The organism is Chitinophaga rupis (assembly GCF_900109685.1).
Taxonomy (GTDB): domain Bacteria; phylum Bacteroidota; class Bacteroidia; order Chitinophagales; family Chitinophagaceae; genus Chitinophaga; species Chitinophaga rupis.
Window position 1 is genome coordinate 879,451 of sequence record NZ_FOBB01000001.1, and the last position, 16,685, is coordinate 896,135.

Annotated in this window: 11 protein-coding genes; 3 read left to right on the plus strand and 8 right to left on the minus strand. The window is 47.2% G+C overall.

The annotated features are described in order from the left end of the window. Window positions 1–48: 48 nt before the first annotated feature. Window positions 49–2,607 (minus strand): lamin tail domain-containing protein, encoded by a 2,559-nt coding sequence (locus BMZ54_RS03460; RefSeq protein WP_089906744.1) that lies wholly within the window; start codon window positions 2,605–2,607, stop codon window positions 49–51. A gap of 153 nt (window positions 2,608–2,760) precedes the next feature. Here BMZ54_RS03460 and BMZ54_RS03465 point away from each other — a divergent pair, with 153 nt between their 5' ends. Together BMZ54_RS03465 and BMZ54_RS03470 are read left to right on the plus strand one after the other, a co-directional pair. After that, window positions 2,761–3,750: an aspartate-semialdehyde dehydrogenase gene (locus BMZ54_RS03465; RefSeq protein WP_089906745.1), complete on the plus strand. Its 990-nt coding sequence runs from the start codon at window positions 2,761–2,763 to the stop codon at window positions 3,748–3,750. A 312-nt stretch (window positions 3,751–4,062) separates the two neighbouring features. Further along, window positions 4,063–4,314, plus strand: a complete 252-nt coding sequence (locus BMZ54_RS03470) for a hypothetical protein (RefSeq protein ID WP_089906746.1) — start codon at window positions 4,063–4,065, stop codon at window positions 4,312–4,314. A 109-nt stretch (window positions 4,315–4,423) separates the two neighbouring features. On the opposite strand, the gene BMZ54_RS03475 is transcribed toward BMZ54_RS03470, so the two are convergent. The 4 genes from BMZ54_RS03475 to uvrB form a co-directional block, all read right to left on the minus strand. Further along, window positions 4,424–5,086, minus strand: a complete 663-nt coding sequence (locus BMZ54_RS03475; protein WP_089906747.1) for a DUF2461 domain-containing protein — start codon at window positions 5,084–5,086, stop codon at window positions 4,424–4,426. A 321-nt stretch (window positions 5,087–5,407) separates the two neighbouring features. Then, on the minus strand, window positions 5,408–6,499 hold the full coding sequence (locus BMZ54_RS03485) for a porin (protein WP_089906749.1): 1,092 nt from the start codon (window positions 6,497–6,499) through the stop codon (window positions 5,408–5,410). A gap of 351 nt (window positions 6,500–6,850) precedes the next feature. Continuing rightward, window positions 6,851–8,236: an ammonium transporter gene (locus BMZ54_RS03490; RefSeq protein ID WP_089906750.1), complete on the minus strand. Its 1,386-nt coding sequence runs from the start codon at window positions 8,234–8,236 to the stop codon at window positions 6,851–6,853. A 431-nt stretch (window positions 8,237–8,667) separates the two neighbouring features. Next, entirely contained in the window at window positions 8,668–10,719 is a 2,052-nt protein-coding gene (uvrB, locus tag BMZ54_RS03495) for an excinuclease ABC subunit UvrB (protein ID WP_089906751.1), read from the minus strand. A gap of 309 nt (window positions 10,720–11,028) precedes the next feature. Between uvrB and BMZ54_RS03500 the strand changes: the two genes are divergently transcribed. Further along, a complete protein-coding gene (locus tag BMZ54_RS03500) occupies window positions 11,029–11,832 on the plus strand; it encodes a S1/P1 nuclease (protein WP_089906752.1) in 804 nt (267 codons plus the stop codon). A 231-nt stretch (window positions 11,833–12,063) separates the two neighbouring features. On the opposite strand, the gene BMZ54_RS03505 is transcribed toward BMZ54_RS03500, so the two are convergent. The 3 genes from BMZ54_RS03505 to BMZ54_RS03515 all read right to left on the minus strand — a co-directional run bounded on the left by BMZ54_RS03505 (window position 12,064) and on the right by BMZ54_RS03515 (window position 16,673). Then, on the minus strand, window positions 12,064–12,987 hold the full coding sequence (locus BMZ54_RS03505; protein ID WP_089906753.1) for a PfkB family carbohydrate kinase: 924 nt from the start codon (window positions 12,985–12,987) through the stop codon (window positions 12,064–12,066). Window positions 12,988–13,622: 635 nt separating this feature from the next. After that, window positions 13,623–15,647, minus strand: coding sequence for an OmpA family protein (locus BMZ54_RS03510; RefSeq protein ID WP_089906754.1), 2,025 nt, complete (start codon window positions 15,645–15,647; stop codon window positions 13,623–13,625). A gap of 18 nt (window positions 15,648–15,665) precedes the next feature. Next, on the minus strand, window positions 15,666–16,673 hold the full coding sequence (locus BMZ54_RS03515) for a PorP/SprF family type IX secretion system membrane protein (protein WP_089906755.1): 1,008 nt from the start codon (window positions 16,671–16,673) through the stop codon (window positions 15,666–15,668). Window positions 16,674–16,685 lie beyond the last annotated feature (12 nt).

A 16,685-nucleotide genomic window follows, 5' to 3' on the forward strand; every position in this document is an offset into this window, starting at 1 on the left:
AAATATAAATAATTAATTTAAGATGGTTACCCGGTGATTTACAGATTTTTAGTTTAACCGCCGGGCCACTACCACAGGGAGTTTCCAGCGTTTTACGCGTCCCTGCAGGTCAAAAACCTCAGTAAATGCAATATAAATGCCAACCGGTAATTGCTGTTTATTCTCTCCCAGCCCGTCCCAGATAATATTGTTCTGGTTACCCAACACCCCGTTTTGCAACAGCTGCCGTACCGGCCGGCCCTGCGCATCAAATATAGTGATGTTGCCTATATAACCAACTTCCGGCAGCTGGCAGGTGATCACTGTCAGGTCATCCATCCCATCATTATCCGGCGAAAATACCTGTGGCTGCAGGCTTACCTCCCCTGCTGCCTGTTTCAGGTTAAGCTGCTGGGAATTCAGGTAACCCGGCGTAGCATCGCCGGCCGTAGTAGCGGCAGGGTGCCAGTTGCTTATATCGCCGGTTGGCTGCGCAGCGCTCAGGCGCTCCAATGACACGCCTTTGGTATTAGTGGCCAGGGAGAGCTGCATATCCGGTGTGTAAGAGAAAACATCTACCAACCCATTGGCTGTATTATATAATCCAATAGTACCGCCTTCATTGGGAAAAGCCGGCAGGTTATTAACCTCCAGCAAATTTTCCCAGGCCTTGCAGGTATAGTTCCGGCACAGCGCATCGGCATTGCGGGTAAGGGCCAGGTATTGCCCTGGTAACAGCAGGCGGGATGTAGCGCTTACAGCCACCGGCGCGCCAGGCTGTCCATCCCGGTCTATCATGGCAATGTAGAGCTGCTGCACATCAATAGCGCGGCTGCTGCGGTTATAGAGCTCCACAAACTCCGGGGCGGTGGGTTTAGGATCAAAGAGCAGCTCATTGATCACGATGGTACCACTATCCGCTACCGTGGGCAGGGCCAGTATAGCACTGTCACGGCCCATGGGCTGCCCGGTGCAACCGGTAAGATCCTTTACCCTAAGTGTATAAATACCTTCCGGCTGCAGGGGCGCGGAAAGCTGCAGCTGCACTGTATTAAATAAGGGCGCCAACACATTAGCTGCTGCTACTGCTGGCGTTAGCTGGTAATGGGCCGGGGTAGCTGCCAGCATACTATCCAGTGTTTTGCTGAAATACAGCGCCAGGTGCAGGCTATCAATTACGTAAGCGCGTAACAGGTCCGTGAAAGCGGTATCAGTCACGGACGCTGCTACGGAATTTGGATACCCCGGTGTGCTGCCGGTAGCAGCAGTAGCTGCTTTCCAGTTAATGCTGCCATTGCAGGGCGCAGCAGGCGAGATCATTTCCAGGCTCCAGCCGCCGTTCTCTTTTTTTGCATCGGCATACCAGCTTTTGTTATAGGCCACTGCATGCATTACGCTGCCTGCAGCATTACACAGGATCAACGTATCATCCTCATTGCCCAGGGCCGGAAAATCATTTAGCACTAAACTATTACTTCCCGGCAGTACTTTTTTGGATAATACCAGCAGGTTATCCGGCTGCAGCTCATAAAAAGGCAGCAGCACCTGCCCGCTGTTGGAGGCAAAACGCCAGTCCTTTAATTGTACCGGATGGGGCCCTGTATTCCGGATCTCTACGAATTCCGGCAATTCAGAACCCATTGGAGGCTCCGGATCGGGAAATATTTCATGAATTATTACCTCATAGCGGGAGGGCTGATAATACAAACATGGGATAGAAGCCGTCTGCATTAGGTTTCCGGCCAGGTCGGCAATACCGGTTACCTGTAATAGTACCGTATCGCCGTTTGGAAATGGCGTATTAAAAAACAAGTGCATTCCATCTGGTGTTTGTTGTACAGATGTGGGGTTACCCATGCTCCCTGCCTGGTAATGGCTGGCCAGCAGGGCTGCGGTGCTGTCTACCGGTTCTGAGAACCGTAGCAGCAGCTCCCGGTCATTGAGCACAGTTACCGAACTGACCACCGGTGGCAGGGTATCTTTCACGAACCGCATTACCTGCACCTCATCAAAGAAATGTTTCTGGAAAAAGCTGGAGGTGGATTGCCGCACCACGATGCCGAAACAAGTGCTGGCATTTAACGGGGCCGGGGCAGCGGCGCCTTCCAGTATATAATACTGGCCGGTGCCCGTAGTATCTGTCCACAAATGCCAGGTGCCCTTGTCATCACAGGTCACTTTTAGCTTCAGGGTAGTAGTGGAATGGTTGGTAATTCCATTCCGGCCATTTATGACCATTTCCGGCTCATTTCCGGCAGTTTTACGGTACAGGCATACTTTGTCATCTTTGTCGCCTATCCGCACAAAATAGCCCGTTAAAGTGGTGCTGAGTAAGTTACTGCTATCCGCCTGCAGGTATACCTCCACATAATTATTGGAAGAGGTGTTGAAATCCAGCTGCATCCACCATTCCCAGCTGGCGGGCAGCCCGATACCGGCCGGGGCCCACAGGCCAAAGCGGCTGTTAGGTTGCAGATAATTGCTTTGCAGCCGGCTATTTTTTACCTGCCAGGCAGTATCTATTCCCTTCCAGGGAACAGATGGTAAAGCATCAAAATGTTCAATGATCTGACTATGAGAGAGAGAGGAGAGCAACAGCAGCGCCACACAAAATTTGAGTGTGCGCATAATAAAATAATTGGTTGGTTAAGCTGCGAATATAGAGAATAAGATAGTATTTTTGCACCTCCAAAAATTGTTCTTTTTCTGATCATATTGAGGCCCATACAGTTATATTATCAGGCTTCGTCCATATGATCGCAAAACCAAATTATTCCCACAATGAAAGTTGCCGTAGTGGGCGCTACCGGACTGGTAGGCTCTAAAATGTTACAAGTGTTAGCGGAAAGAAATTTCCCGGTTACAGAGCTCATTCCTGTAGCTTCTGAGAAGTCTGTTGGTAAGGAAGTAACATTCAAGGGTAAGCAGTATAAGGTAGTAACTGCCGATACGGCCATTTCCATGAAACCCAATGTAGCACTGTTCTCTGCCGGAGGCAGCACCTCCCTGGAGTGGGCGCCTAAATTTGCCGCCGCCGGTATTACGGTGATCGACAATTCCAGCGCCTGGAGAATGGACCCCAGCAAAAAGCTGGTAGTGCCGGAAATAAACGGTAAAACCTTAACAACTGAAGATAAGATCATCGCAAATCCCAATTGCTCTACCATACAAATGGTGTTGGTGCTGAGCCCTTTGCATGAGCTATATAAAATTAACCGGGTAGTAGTTTCTACCTATCAATCTGTAACCGGTACCGGTGTAAAAGCGGTGAACCAGTTAATGAATGAAAGAAAAGGAATAAGTGGTGAAATGGCTTATGCATATCCCATTGATCTGAATGTAATTCCGCAGATAGATGTATTCCTGGATAACGGGTATACCAAGGAAGAAATGAAGATGGTGAATGAAACCAAGAAGATCATGGGCGATGATCGTATACGCGTTACCGCTACTACGGTTCGTATACCCGTGATCGGTGGACACAGTGAATCAGTGAATATTGAATTTGAGAAAGACTTCGAACTCAATGAAGTACGTAAAACTTTAGCAGCAACACCGGGTGTTATTGTGGTAGATGAGCCATCTAAACAACAGTACCCGATGCCTAAAGATGCGCATGACAAAGACGAAGTTTTTGTGGGCCGTATACGCCGTGATGAAACACAGGCTAATACGCTGAATATGTGGATAGTAGCGGATAACCTGCGAAAAGGCGCTGCAACAAATGCAGTGCAGATCGCAGAATACCTGCACGCACAAAAAATGATTTAAACTGGCAATTATACATCTCAACTGCTCATATATGTATCTTTCACTAATGCATATACGATTTTTGAGTATAAGTGATTGAAAGCCGCCGGATTATAACGAAGCTTTTTGATTAAATTTTAGTAAAGGTAAAACGGTACAAGCGTAAAAATTACACGGAAGTAGTATTGATTACTGCTGTATAAAATTGGATTTTGGTATCATAATCCTATGCCGACTTGCTTCTTATGAAAAATTATCAACTTATGCCAATACAAGAGAGAGTGCTACGCAGCAATCGTATATTTTGTCTAATCTGTAAACACCCTTAATCCTATGAAGACCAACACCAATCGCGAGCTTTTATTGATGCACAAATTCACAGAAGAGTGGAGCAGCAACTTCTCTTCCCAGGTATCCCGTATTATGAACATCGTTGATCAGCAGGATACGCTGGATGGCATCATTCCAATTATTGAAGTGGCTAATGTGTACAACCAGAAATTTGCACACACACGCACTGACAAAGAAAACTTATTAAAGAACCGTAAAGCCCGCCCGTTTGAGTTTTTGATACACAAGAATTAATTTAAGGGAATTACAGAAGAAATTGATAAGGAGAAAAGGACTGTTGAGCCTTTTCTCCTTTTTCCTCCCGATGCGCCGCGTTTTGCAAGATGGCGCACAGATCCGGGCATTATTCATGCACGGCCCGGTCCAAAAATTTTACAAAAGGCTGCATCACTGCAAATACTTTTAGTATTTCACGCACCAGGGCTGGTTGCGTACAGGCATCATCTGACATGCTATGCCATACGGTAAAGCTTTTCAGCTTAAGATAGGCAATGGCAGGGTTATCCGGCTGGTAGCCCTGTGGCGCTGTTTTAAGGGCCTCTCCGTCTATTTTACCGAAGTACTTAATAAATTCCTTATTGCCGATGATCTGCTGAAATTCAGGGAAGTTATAATCTATTTCCTGCCGTACCTTTTTCAGCACCGGGGCTTCCGGCATCCAAATGCCGCCGCCGGCAAAACTATTGCCGCCCGGCTCCAGGTGAAAATAATAACCTGGCCGGGGCGATTTGCGGCCACCTGGTGAAAAGGCAGCGCCCATATTTGTTTTGTAGGGTGTCTTGTCTTTAGAGAACCTAACGTCTTTGTATATACGAAAAGTACAATCCTTTACCTGCAGGCCGCTCACCTCCGCATCCTGGCGGCTAAGGCCGTCAATCAGCTGCTGTACCAGGGTATCGTAATCTGATTTTGCTTCCTGGTATTCCGGTTTGTGCTCATCAAACCATTCCTTGTTATTATTCTTAGCGAGGTTCTTTAAAAATTTCAACGTGGTGGCTTGCAACATGCTCGGTGAATTTGGCGTACAATATATAAAAAAAGGTCCGATGGACCTTTTTTTATATACGAATTATTCAATTACAAATTACGAATGGATTAGTGCGGATGGAGCCGCGGACATAATATATAAATTACGAATTATCAATTACGAATTAGAATGCAGCGGATGGAGCCGCGGATATAATTTATTGTGAATTAACAATTCTGAAATGTGAAGTGTTTATTGCCTGCTTCTGGAAAACAGGAAATTATATTTAATAATTTAAATTACATATTTCATGCTGCAGTTGCACAACGCTCTACCCAATTCGTAATTGATAATTCGTAATTAAAAGTGGTATGCGGCTGCTACCAGTACATTAGCCGTGCTGCCGGTAGGGGCGCCGGAATGTTTGTTGAAAATATCAACGGAGGCGTTATCCAGCCGGAACTCCGGCATAATGGTAAGGTTGCCTACCTTGTAGTTGAATGTAAGCGTGCCTGCCATTATATGACCTCCGTTCAGCGCGCTGGCAAAGGTTTTCAGGCCATCATTATCTTCAAAATATTCACCCCGTAATGTTAAGCCAAAAGTTTCGGTAAAATCAAGATTTACGTACAGTGCAGAACCCCACCATTTCACGCTTTGAGATCCTTCCTCCCCGTTCTTCATCCGGGAATTCTTATAAGTGCTGAAGGTACCGTTATAACCCAGGCCCAGTACGGAGTTCACCTGGTAGGTAGCTACAAGATCCAGCTGGTGGTTTTGTACACCGGCAGTGTCTTTACCTTCCAGGTAGTTCAGGTATACTTTCGCGGGCGTATTAACCGGCGTAAAGCCAACCTGTGCGCCTATATATTTATGATCGCTGAAATCTACTGACTTCAGATCTGTTGGGTTAAACACCCCAACCATGGCGCTTAAGTAAGGGGTAATAGCAAAATCTGCTTTTACGCCGGTGTTAAAGAATGGCCCGTTACTGAACATATAGCTCATGCTGTAGTTGCGGTTCAGGTAAGCATCTACCAGCTCATAACCTACATGCGTGGCAAAGCTTCCCAGGCTTACTTTTATTTTATCTGTTACCTGGTAGCCCACGTATAATTGCTTAATGGCCATGGCCATTCCATTCTTACTATTCAGCGTATCGTTATAGGAAAATTCTGCAGCACGGCGGCCAAAACCAAGATCGGCTACTATGCTGCCTTTCTTAAACCCATGTTCCACCTTCAGGGAGATCATTCCCAGCTCAAAAGAATTCTGCGAGTTGGTAAAGCTGGTCTTGTTATCCGTTGCATTCCTGTTGAAATTATACTTGTAGTACACATCTGCAGAGCCGGAGAGCTTAAAGGATTCCTGCGGCTTTGTAGTATCTGCCGTTTGGGCAAACGCAGCAAAAAAAGTGCAGGCAGCAAAGGTGGTCATGATAGTTTTTTTCATCCTTTTGTTTTTGCGTTTTCAAAGGCACACAAAGCCCCGTACCTGTTTTTTGCAGGCAATTGGAATTTAACGGGCATGACTGAGCTGTTTCAATCATACCGGCTTCATGGCAAATGAAACTGGTTGATAAAAATTTAGTGGAAGAGAATTAAATAAATGAATGTTGAAAATGCGTCTAGCGTGCTACCTTTCTTCTAGTATTGTGTTGCTTGCTTTGCTTGCTGCTTGCTTTGGGTGTAGGAGGGGATCATTAATAATGAATAATTAATAATTAACTGGGATACTTCACTGTGATGTACTGATTAATTATTAATTATTCATTATTAATTCAATAGTAGTGTTATATTCTGATTAGTGTAAAATATCTTCTTCTTTGAGTGTGCCTATGCCGTTCACGCTCATCAGCGCAGGGTGATAGTGCTCGTTGTGCTGAGAGGCATCCAGGCCCAGTGTTTCTTCTTCGTCAGTTACACGCAGCGGGTGGATGAAGTTGATCAGCTTAAAGATGCCATAAGATACTGTGAAGCTGTAAGCAACTACCAGCAGTAAACCTAATACCTGGTTCTTGAACAGGTCAAAGTTACCATAGAACCAGCCGTCGTTACCGGCGCCGTTAATGGCTTTGGTAGCAAAGATACCGGTGAGCAGCATACCCGTCATACCACCAATACCGTGGCAGGGGAATACATCCAGTGTATCGTCAATGCTGGTTTTGGATTTATAGTGTACCATCAGGTTAGAAACGATGGCGGCAATGAAACCAATGAACACGCTTTGCGGTACGGCTACATAACCGGCGGCAGGCGTAATGGCTACCAGGCCAACTACAGCGCCTATGCAGAAACCTAAAGCAGAGGGCTTGCGGCCGCGGATCACATCAAAGAACAACCATGACAAACCAGCGGCAGCGGCAGCAGTGTTGGTAGAAGCAAAAGCAGATACTGCCAGGCCGTTAGCGGCTACCGCAGAACCGGCGTTAAAACCAAACCAGCCGAACCACAGTAAACCGGTACCCATTAAAACAAAGGGAATATTGGCGGGCTGCAGCTCTTTCTTTTCTATATGATCTTTTCTGCGTTTCAGCACAATGGCGCCTGCAAGGGCCGCACAACCGGCAGAAATATGTACCACGGTACCACCGGCAAAATCCAGTACACCCAGCTTAAACAGGATGCCATCAGGATGCCAGGTCCAGTGGGCGATAGGTGCGTATACCAGCAGGCTGAATAACACCATAAATAATACGTAAGAAGTAAAACGGATCCTTTCTGCTGTGGCACCTACTACCAGCGCGGGAGTGATGATGGCAAACTTCATCTGGAACAGCGCAAACAGCAGCAGCGGAATGGTGGGTGCACCAGCCCAGGGCTCCCCGGAGCCTACCCCTTTAAAGAAGAAGAAGGTAGAAGGATCCCCGATCAAACCGTGCCAGGATTTGCCAAAAGACAGGCTAAACCCTACCACTACCCATAATACGCTTATTAAGCCGGTGGCTATGAAGCTCTGCATCATGGTATTGATCACATTCTTGCGGTTTACCATGCCTCCGTAGAAGAAGGATAAACCTGGTGTCATTAAAAACACCAATGAGGTAGCCACTAAGATCCAGGCAATATCACCAAAGTTATACTTGCTGGCATCAGCATAAGTGGCCACTGTAGGCACAAAGATGCCAATTACTGCTATTGCGGCAAGGACGATAAAGGGAATGTAATCCTGAAAGGCAGTTTTCTTCATAGCGTTCGTTTTTAGGTATTTTCTCCAATAAAAGTATTTATTTATTCTAAACGCTCAAACAAAAGCGAGAAAAATAGAAATGATTGAATAAAAAACGGCATTATTGATCCGAAATCAACCACATTACATTTTATCATAATATTATAGTGGATTTACCAATTACTTACGTAGCATACGTAAGTAATCAAAATAGGTTAAGGCACTGATAAACAGTTAATTAAGCAATAACAGGTGTAGAATTTAACAATTTTCTAACCTTGGGAGTCAGGTTGTTACTGTAAAATGAGAGGAAACGCTATAACAATATACATATCAAGCAAGTATGCATAATAGAAAATATGTTACATGCTAATCAAAATAGCCATTAGAAAAACACATGTACTTATTTGTAATATTAAAAGGGCCGGTAGCCGGCCCTTTTAAGGGTTGTTTTATTTCATTTCTTCCAGCTCCCGCTGTAAGGCAAACATCTGGTCGCGAAGACGGGCAGCTTCCATGAAATCCAGGTCCTTGGCGGCTTTCTCCATCTCTTTCTTCACCCGGGTAATGGCTTTTTCAAGCTGCGGAATGGTTTTAGCATTAGCAGCCTCGCCTTTTGCGTACGTAATGGCATCCTCTGCCACTAATGACATCTCCTGGTGCACAGCATAAGGCGAGTGTTCATCATAATTCTTGATCTCCAGCACAGAGGTTTGTCCCATGATCTGCTCAATAGACTTACGTACCGTTTTAGGTGTAATGCCGTGTTTTATATTATAGGCCACCTGTTTTTCCCGGCGGCGGTTGGTTTCATCTATCGTGCGCTGCATGCTATCCGTGATCTTATCTGCATAAAAGATCACCAGGCCATCCACGTTACGGGCAGCACGGCCGGCAGTTTGGGTCAGGGAGCGCTCATCACGTAAGAAGCCCTCCTTATCGGCATCCAGGATAGCTACCAGGGATACTTCCGGCAGATCCAGGCCCTCACGCAGCAGGTTTACGCCTACCAGCACATCTATTTTACCCAGGCGCAGGTCGCGGAGAATTTCCACGCGCTCCAGGGTATCTACTTCGGAGTGTATGTAGCGGGACTTAATATTAATACGTCCCAGGTATTTATCCATTTCCTCAGCCATGCGTTTGGTGAGGGTGGTCACCAGCACACGATCTCCTTTTGTTACCCGGCGGTCTATTTCATCCAGCAGATCATCCACCTGGTTCACGCTGGGCCTTATTTCTATAGGAGGATCCAGCAGGCCGGTGGGGCGCACTACCTGCTCTACCACTACACCTTCTGTTTGCTGCAGCTCATACTCGCCCGGCGTAGCGCTTACAAATACTACCTGGTGTATCAGGCTCTCAAACTCATAAAAGTTCAGCGGGCGGTTATCCATGGCCGAGGGCAGGCGGAAACCAAAGTCTACCAGCGTGAGCTTACGGGAACGGTCGCCACCATACATACCACTGATCTGGGGAATGGTCTGATGGCTCTCATCCACCACCAGCAGAAAATCGTCCGGGAAGTAATCCAGCAGGCAGAAGGGACGGGTACCCGGCATACGCCGGTCCAGGAAGCGGGAATAGTTTTCTATGCCGCTGCAGTAACCCAGCTCCCGGATCATTTCCAGGTCGTAGTTCACCCGTTCGGAAAGGCGCTGCGCCTCCAGGTGCTTACCCTGGGAGCGGAAATACTCTACCTGTGCCAGCAGCTCGTCCTGGATCTCGAAAATGATCTGCTGCATCATATCCTTCGGCGCCAGGTACAGGTTGGCCGGGAAAATGGCCGCATTGTCCATGAGCATAATGCGTTTGCCGTTGGCGGTATCAATACTTTCTATCTGCTCAATCTCATCTCCAAAAAAGGTGATCCGGTAGCCGTAATCCACGTAAGGCAGGTTCACATCCACGGTATCGCCCTGCACCCGGAAGGAGCCCCGGGTAAAATCGCCGGTGGTACGGGTGTACAGGGAGTTTACCAGGTTATGCAGCAGGGCGTTGCGGCTAATGGTCTGGCCCTGGTTAATACGCAGGATACCGTTTTCCAGCTCCGTAGGGTTACCCATACCATATATACAGGATACGCTGGCTACCACAATTATATCCCGGCGGCCGGAGAGCAGGTTGGAGGTAGCGCGCAGGCGCAGCTTATCCAGCTCCTCGTTAATGGACAGGTCTTTTTCTATATAGGTATCGCTTACAGGCATGTAGGCTTCCGGCTGGTAATAATCGTAGTACGATACAAAGTACTCTACGGCATTTTCCGGGAAGAACTGGCGGAACTCGCCATACAGCTGGGCCACCAATGTTTTGTTATGGGTGAGCACCAGGGTGGGCCTTTGCACGTTCTGGATCACGTTGGCCATGGTAAATGTTTTACCGGAGCCGGTAACCCCCAGCAGGGTTTGAAAAAGAGCCCCTTCTTTAATTCCTTCTGTTAACTGTTTAATAGCGGCGGGCTGATCGCCAGCCGGCTCGTATGGTGCATGTATCTTAAATGGCATGTTATCTAGTAATGGCGCTTATTGTTATTGGATGTATCAAATTTACAAAACTTGTAGCGTTCCACCTTACGGAGGAGGTGGGTGTATCTGACCGTGGGAGATAGTGAACCACAAAACCGGACAGGGTGCAGAGGTATAGCCAATATGTTGATGTGCTGATATGCTAATGTTTGCCAATAAAAAGCAGAAAGGGTAATGTGCAGATGGAGAGGCGCGGGATGCTGCCGGGGCGGTGCCCTGCATGCAGTTACATGAACGGCGCTGGTTATCCGGAGTTATTTTTACATATTTGAGGCTTACAATTTGTTTATGCGCTCAACAATTCTTTACCGCCTGCTTTTAAGCTGTTTATTATTACCGTTGTTACCCCTGGCAAGCTTTGGCTGGGGCCCTACCGGCCACCGTGTGGTGGCGGAAATTGCCTGGCAGCACCTGACCCCACAGGCCCGCAAAGCCGTTATAGCCCTGCTGGGCCGGCAGCCTTTGGCCATGATTGCCAACTGGCCGGACTTTATTAAGTCTGATACTACGCATAAGTACGATCATACTTCGCCCTGGCACTACATGGATTTTCCGGGAAATATTTCCCGGGAGCGGTTTAATGCGCTGCTGCCTGCAGGCAAAGGTGAAAACCTGTATGTGGAAACCAATGCCATGGTACAGCAGCTGAAATCCACCACCGCTACCAAAGAGGAGAAAGTATTTGCGCTTAGCTTTTTAGTGCACCTGATAGGCGATATGCACCAACCCCTGCATGTAGGCCGCGATGAAGACCAGGGTGGTAATAAAGTGAGCGTGTTCTGGTTTGACCGGCCTACTAACCTGCACCGTATATGGGATGAGCACCTGATAGAGTTCCAGCAGCTAAGCTATACAGAATACGCCAAAGCCCTGGACATAGCACCCGATGCAACCGTAAAGAAGCTGCAGGGAGGTAGTATTGCCGACTGGATGTATGAATCACATGTACTGTCTGATAAGATCTATGCCAGAACCAAAGAGGGTGATAAGCTGAGCTACCGCTATAATTACTGGTTTCTGGACGATCTGAATCAGCAGCTGCTGAAAGGCGGATTAAGGCTGGCAGCAGTGTTGAATGCAACTTTTAAGTGAGCTGAAAGCAAAAAGCAGAAAGCATAAAGCTGGTGGAGAACTATCCACTAAGCTGAAAGCATAAAGCTAAAAGCTCCGGAGAACTACTCCAGGTAAATGAGCTTGAAGCTGAAGGCTGGCAGAGTATAGAACCGCTTTATTAAATAAACAAAAGCTGAAAGCACGGAGCGGTTTCTCCGATGCTTTCAGCTTTTTGCTTTATCCTTTATGCTTTTGGCTTTATGCTTTCTGCTAAACTAAATCAATATCAAAATTCACCAGCTCTACAAATTGCTCTAAACGGGCGCTGATATCTTCGTGGGTAATTTCTTTCAGGCGGCTGGTGCCAAACTTCTCCACACAGAAAGAGGCCATTGCGGAACCTACAATGATGGCCGTTTTCATGTTCTCAAAAGAAATATCCTTGGTTTTTGCCAGGTGGCCTATAAAACCGCCGGCAAAGGTATCGCCTGCACCGGTGGGGTCAAATACATCTTCCAGCGGTAGGGCAGGTGCAAAAAATACATGGTTCTCATGGAACAGCAGCGCACCGTGCTCCCCTTTCTTAATAATTAAATAACGGGGGCCCATGGTCAGGATCTTCCTGGCGGCTTTAACCAGGGAGTATTCGCCACTCAGCTGCCGGGCTTCGCCATCGTTGATCATCAGCACATCTACCATGGTCAGCACTTTCTTCAGATCGTCCAGGGCTACTTCCATCCAGAAGTTCATGGTATCCAGCACAATCAGCTTGGGACGCTCTCTCAGCTGGTTAATAACGCTTATCTGTACCTGGGGCGACAGGTTACCCAGCACCAGGAACTCACTGCCCTGGTAGCTTTCCGGGATCACCGGGTCAAAATCACCCAGTACGTTCAGTTCTGTTACCAAGGTATCGCGGGTGTTCATATCCATATGGTACTTACCGGACCAGTAAAAGGAAGGGCGGTCTTTTTTGATCTGTACCCCTTCCAACGCCACGCCTTTGGCAGCCAGGGCATTCAGGTCAGCCTGCGGAAAATCGCCACCGACAACAGACACCTGGTTAATGGGCTGTACGAAATTGGATGCGGTCCACGCAATAAAAGTTGCAGAACCACCAATGATCCGTCCTGATTTTCCGAAGGGCGTTTCTATTTCATCAAACGCCATAGAACCTACGACAATGAGCGACATATTTGCTTTTAGTTTACTGGTTTATAGGTAAAACAGGGGCAAAGGTAATAAAATAATATGCTGTTATAACAACTGTCAGATGCCTGCATGAAAAGAATACCCTCTGCATATAAACGCAGTGTTTGCATTCGTAAACATCGCATACATTCACCGGATACCCGGTAGTTCTTTACGTATATACATGCGCGTTATAACCATCAGTGCTTTCCCCTATAGCCCACAACATTTGTTGCAACTACAAATCCGCTGCAGCAGCGCCTATGCGGGCAAAGCGGATCCGGAATATTTCAAAAAAAATGTTTGTGTTTTTTTATGTACTCTTGTAACCTTTTACGTAAGTGCCCGTTTAACATACACATTCTGCCAGGGCAAACTGAGCTAAACCGTTGATCAGAAAATACAGAAAAGACCTTTTATATAAACAGGAACCGTGCTTATGTTTCAGCTATTTATTTAGTAAGTAACCATTCTACCTATATTTTGTACTCGTTTATTGAACAACCGGAAACCATTATTAGTAAGTAGTTAAGGAGTGATGAAAAAAGCGAATAGCCGGCAAATGATGCCGGCTATTCCTTTTCGTGGTAGGTGTGCTGGTTATAGGATATGGTTCCAGCTTCTTTTGGGATTATCCATTACTGTAACTGGGGCTGGATACGCAAAACCTTAAATTCCGTACGCCTGTTCAGCTGGCGTCCATCGGGGTTATCTTTACCATTAGGCATTGTATTGGGGGCAATGGGCCTTGACTCACCATAGCCCTTGGCCACCATCCGGGAGGTGGGAATGCCTTTACCTGCCAGGTAATCCACGCAGGACTGTGCCCTGGCCTGTGATAACTTCATGTTATACACATCGGTGCCTTTACTATCAGTATGCGATCCCATTTCTATAATAATGTTCGGATTATCCTGCATAATAGATACTACAGTATCCAGTACGATCAGCGACTGCGGCCGCAGCACGGCCTTGTTATAGTCATAGTAAATATCTTTCAGGATAATGGGCTTGCCTATCTCATAACGTTTTAAACACAGGGAGGGATTCATGAGGGAATCCACACTCACCAGCTCATCGGTATTGAAATAAATGGCTTTGGAGAAGTAGTTCTCTTTCTCCGCCATTACCTTGTAATCTTTCTGTATATCTACATCAAAGCTGTAATGCCCGCTTTCATCTACTGTTACCTGCTGCAATACTTTCTGCTGCACCGTATCTAAAAGGGTAACAGTGGCGCCGGTCAACGGCAGCTGCCCATCGCAATCCAGGATCATACCCCCGGCGCTCTTGGCTTTCCTTTTAAGGCTGAACAGCTCCAGGCAGCATACGGATTCCCGGTCGGAGCTGATGTAACCGCCGTTCAGCGGGTGGTTCTTATCTAAAGGTGTATAGTAAATATCATCTTTGGATGAGTTCAGCGGCAGGCCCATGTTCTTAGGGGCCGACCAGTTACCTATGGCGCCCTGGCTCATGAAGAAATCCAGTCCGCCAAAACCTACCCGGCCATCTGAGCTGAAAATGAATGTACCGCTCCGGGTATCATAATAGGGTGCCTGCTCTTCATCGCGGGAGTTAATGCCGGTACCCACGTTTTTGGCGGCGCCGGGTGTGCCGCTTTGCAAGGGGCTGTACCAGATATCATTCTTTCCCATGCCACCGGGGCGATTAGAGGCAAAGAACAGGTATTTATCATCCGGGGTTACAAATGGCTGCATGGAGCTAAAACCAGGTACATTCACTTCCTGCCCTAATGGTTTTGGCTCAGACCAGCCTGCGCCCTGCCGGGTACTTACGTAAATGGATGCCTGCTTTTCCCCGTTCACGCGGGTCCATCGGGTAACGAATAGCATACTCCCATCGGAGGTAAGCGCTGCCACGCCCTGATCTACTCCTTTAACGGTGGGTATGGTCACTTTCACGCTGCTATCAAAATCAGTACCCCGGCCAGCTGCGGTAAACAGGTCATTTACATAGGGATTATCTTTCTTCTTTTTGTCATCCTCATTGTTCACCGGGTTTTCAGGGCGTGATGAGGTGAACAACAACAGGTTGTTACCCACTGCTACCGGTGCATAGTTAGCGCCGCCGGTATTTACATTCCCCCCTACTTTGCTGATGCTGTAACGGGGATTCATTTTTTCTGACAACCCAAATTCACAGACCTCTATTTCCAGCGCCAAACGGGTGCTGATAGCATCTGCATTGGTATAGCTTTGCTTGAACTGATTGAACTGGTCCAGCGCTTCCTGGTACTTGCCATTGGCGCGCAAGCACACGCCATACCAGAAGCGGGCCAGTGGAAATGCTGCGTTGTTATTATAGCTAACGGTTTGTGCATAATAAATTTCTGCATTGCCAAAGTCATTGTACTGGCGGTACGATTCCGCCAGCCGGTATACGACCGTTTCATAATCCTTGATCTTATTGCTTCTTTCCTTAGGGGCTGCATTCACGCCGCCATTCACTGCATAGGGCAATACATGCAGGGGAGGACTTTTATACGTACCCAATGCCTTGCTATAATATTGCGCTGCAGAGTAATAATCCTTTGCATTGTAATACACATCGGCAGTGCGCCGGTAATCATACACCAGCTGTGCATGTACGGCGTTGATGCTCCATAACAGGATGATAAGCCAACAGCGTATAAATTTTTTCATCTGACGGGTTTTTATCTTTTACAGCCTTGGACAAATAAAATATTCTTCTGTCATCACTCTTCTCTTACGGCTTATGAATGACAGGGAGAGCTCAAAACTATTGTTGCTGCCAGTGGTCAGCCGGTGCAGGCTGGATGTATTGGCATCATAGCTCAGGCCCAGTACAAAGTTCTTGTAATGGAAGCCGGTAAAGGGTATTACGGCATCATTAAAGCGGTAGGTGGCGCCGGCCAGCAGATCAAACTCCGGGTTTACCGTATACTGGCCATATACACCCAATACTTTTTCTTCTGCATTACCCTGGCGCATGTACAAACCATGCGGAGTAATGCTTACCTCTTCCGTTAATTTTATTTTGGTACCACCATGCGCCAGGTAGCGCAGCGGGTATTTGCGGTTATCATTGGCTACGAACGGATCTTCCGGCTGTGTTAAATGGCCGGCAGAGATGCCTGCAAATGGATTAAAGCGATGGTTGGGATTACCATCAAAGAATAAAGCACCAGCTGCTGCATCAAAGGCGGTGGAGGATGTTTTATTCAGGTTTTCGCCATTATACATGCTGGGATCAAAGCCCATTACCGGGTTCCACTGGCTGCCGGTCTGGAACTTGGAGGGGTCTACCTTGCGGCTGATAATACCTGCCTGGATGCCAAAAACAATGCGCGTAGTTTGTGTGGCGCCCAGCTTTACACCGCTATAGGAGAAGCTGGCCATGGCATTGAAGTAATTATAACCTGCATCACCGGCTGACATGTTCAGCACATTTAGGCCTACTCCCATATTCTTATCCGTAGCGGCATCTACTGAAACGCCGGTGGTGGCAAAAGCCTTCCCATAGTTGGTCCACTGGTTGCGGTAGTTAGCGCTCACGCGGTAATCGCCATCCAGCACGCCGGTTAATGCGGGGTTTAACCACAAGGGGTATGCGTAATATTGGGAAAAATGCGGGTCTACCTGCGCCCATGCAGACCTGGGCAGTACAGCGCTTATTAAAAGCCACAGAACAATTATACTTTTCCTCATTGGAAATCTTTT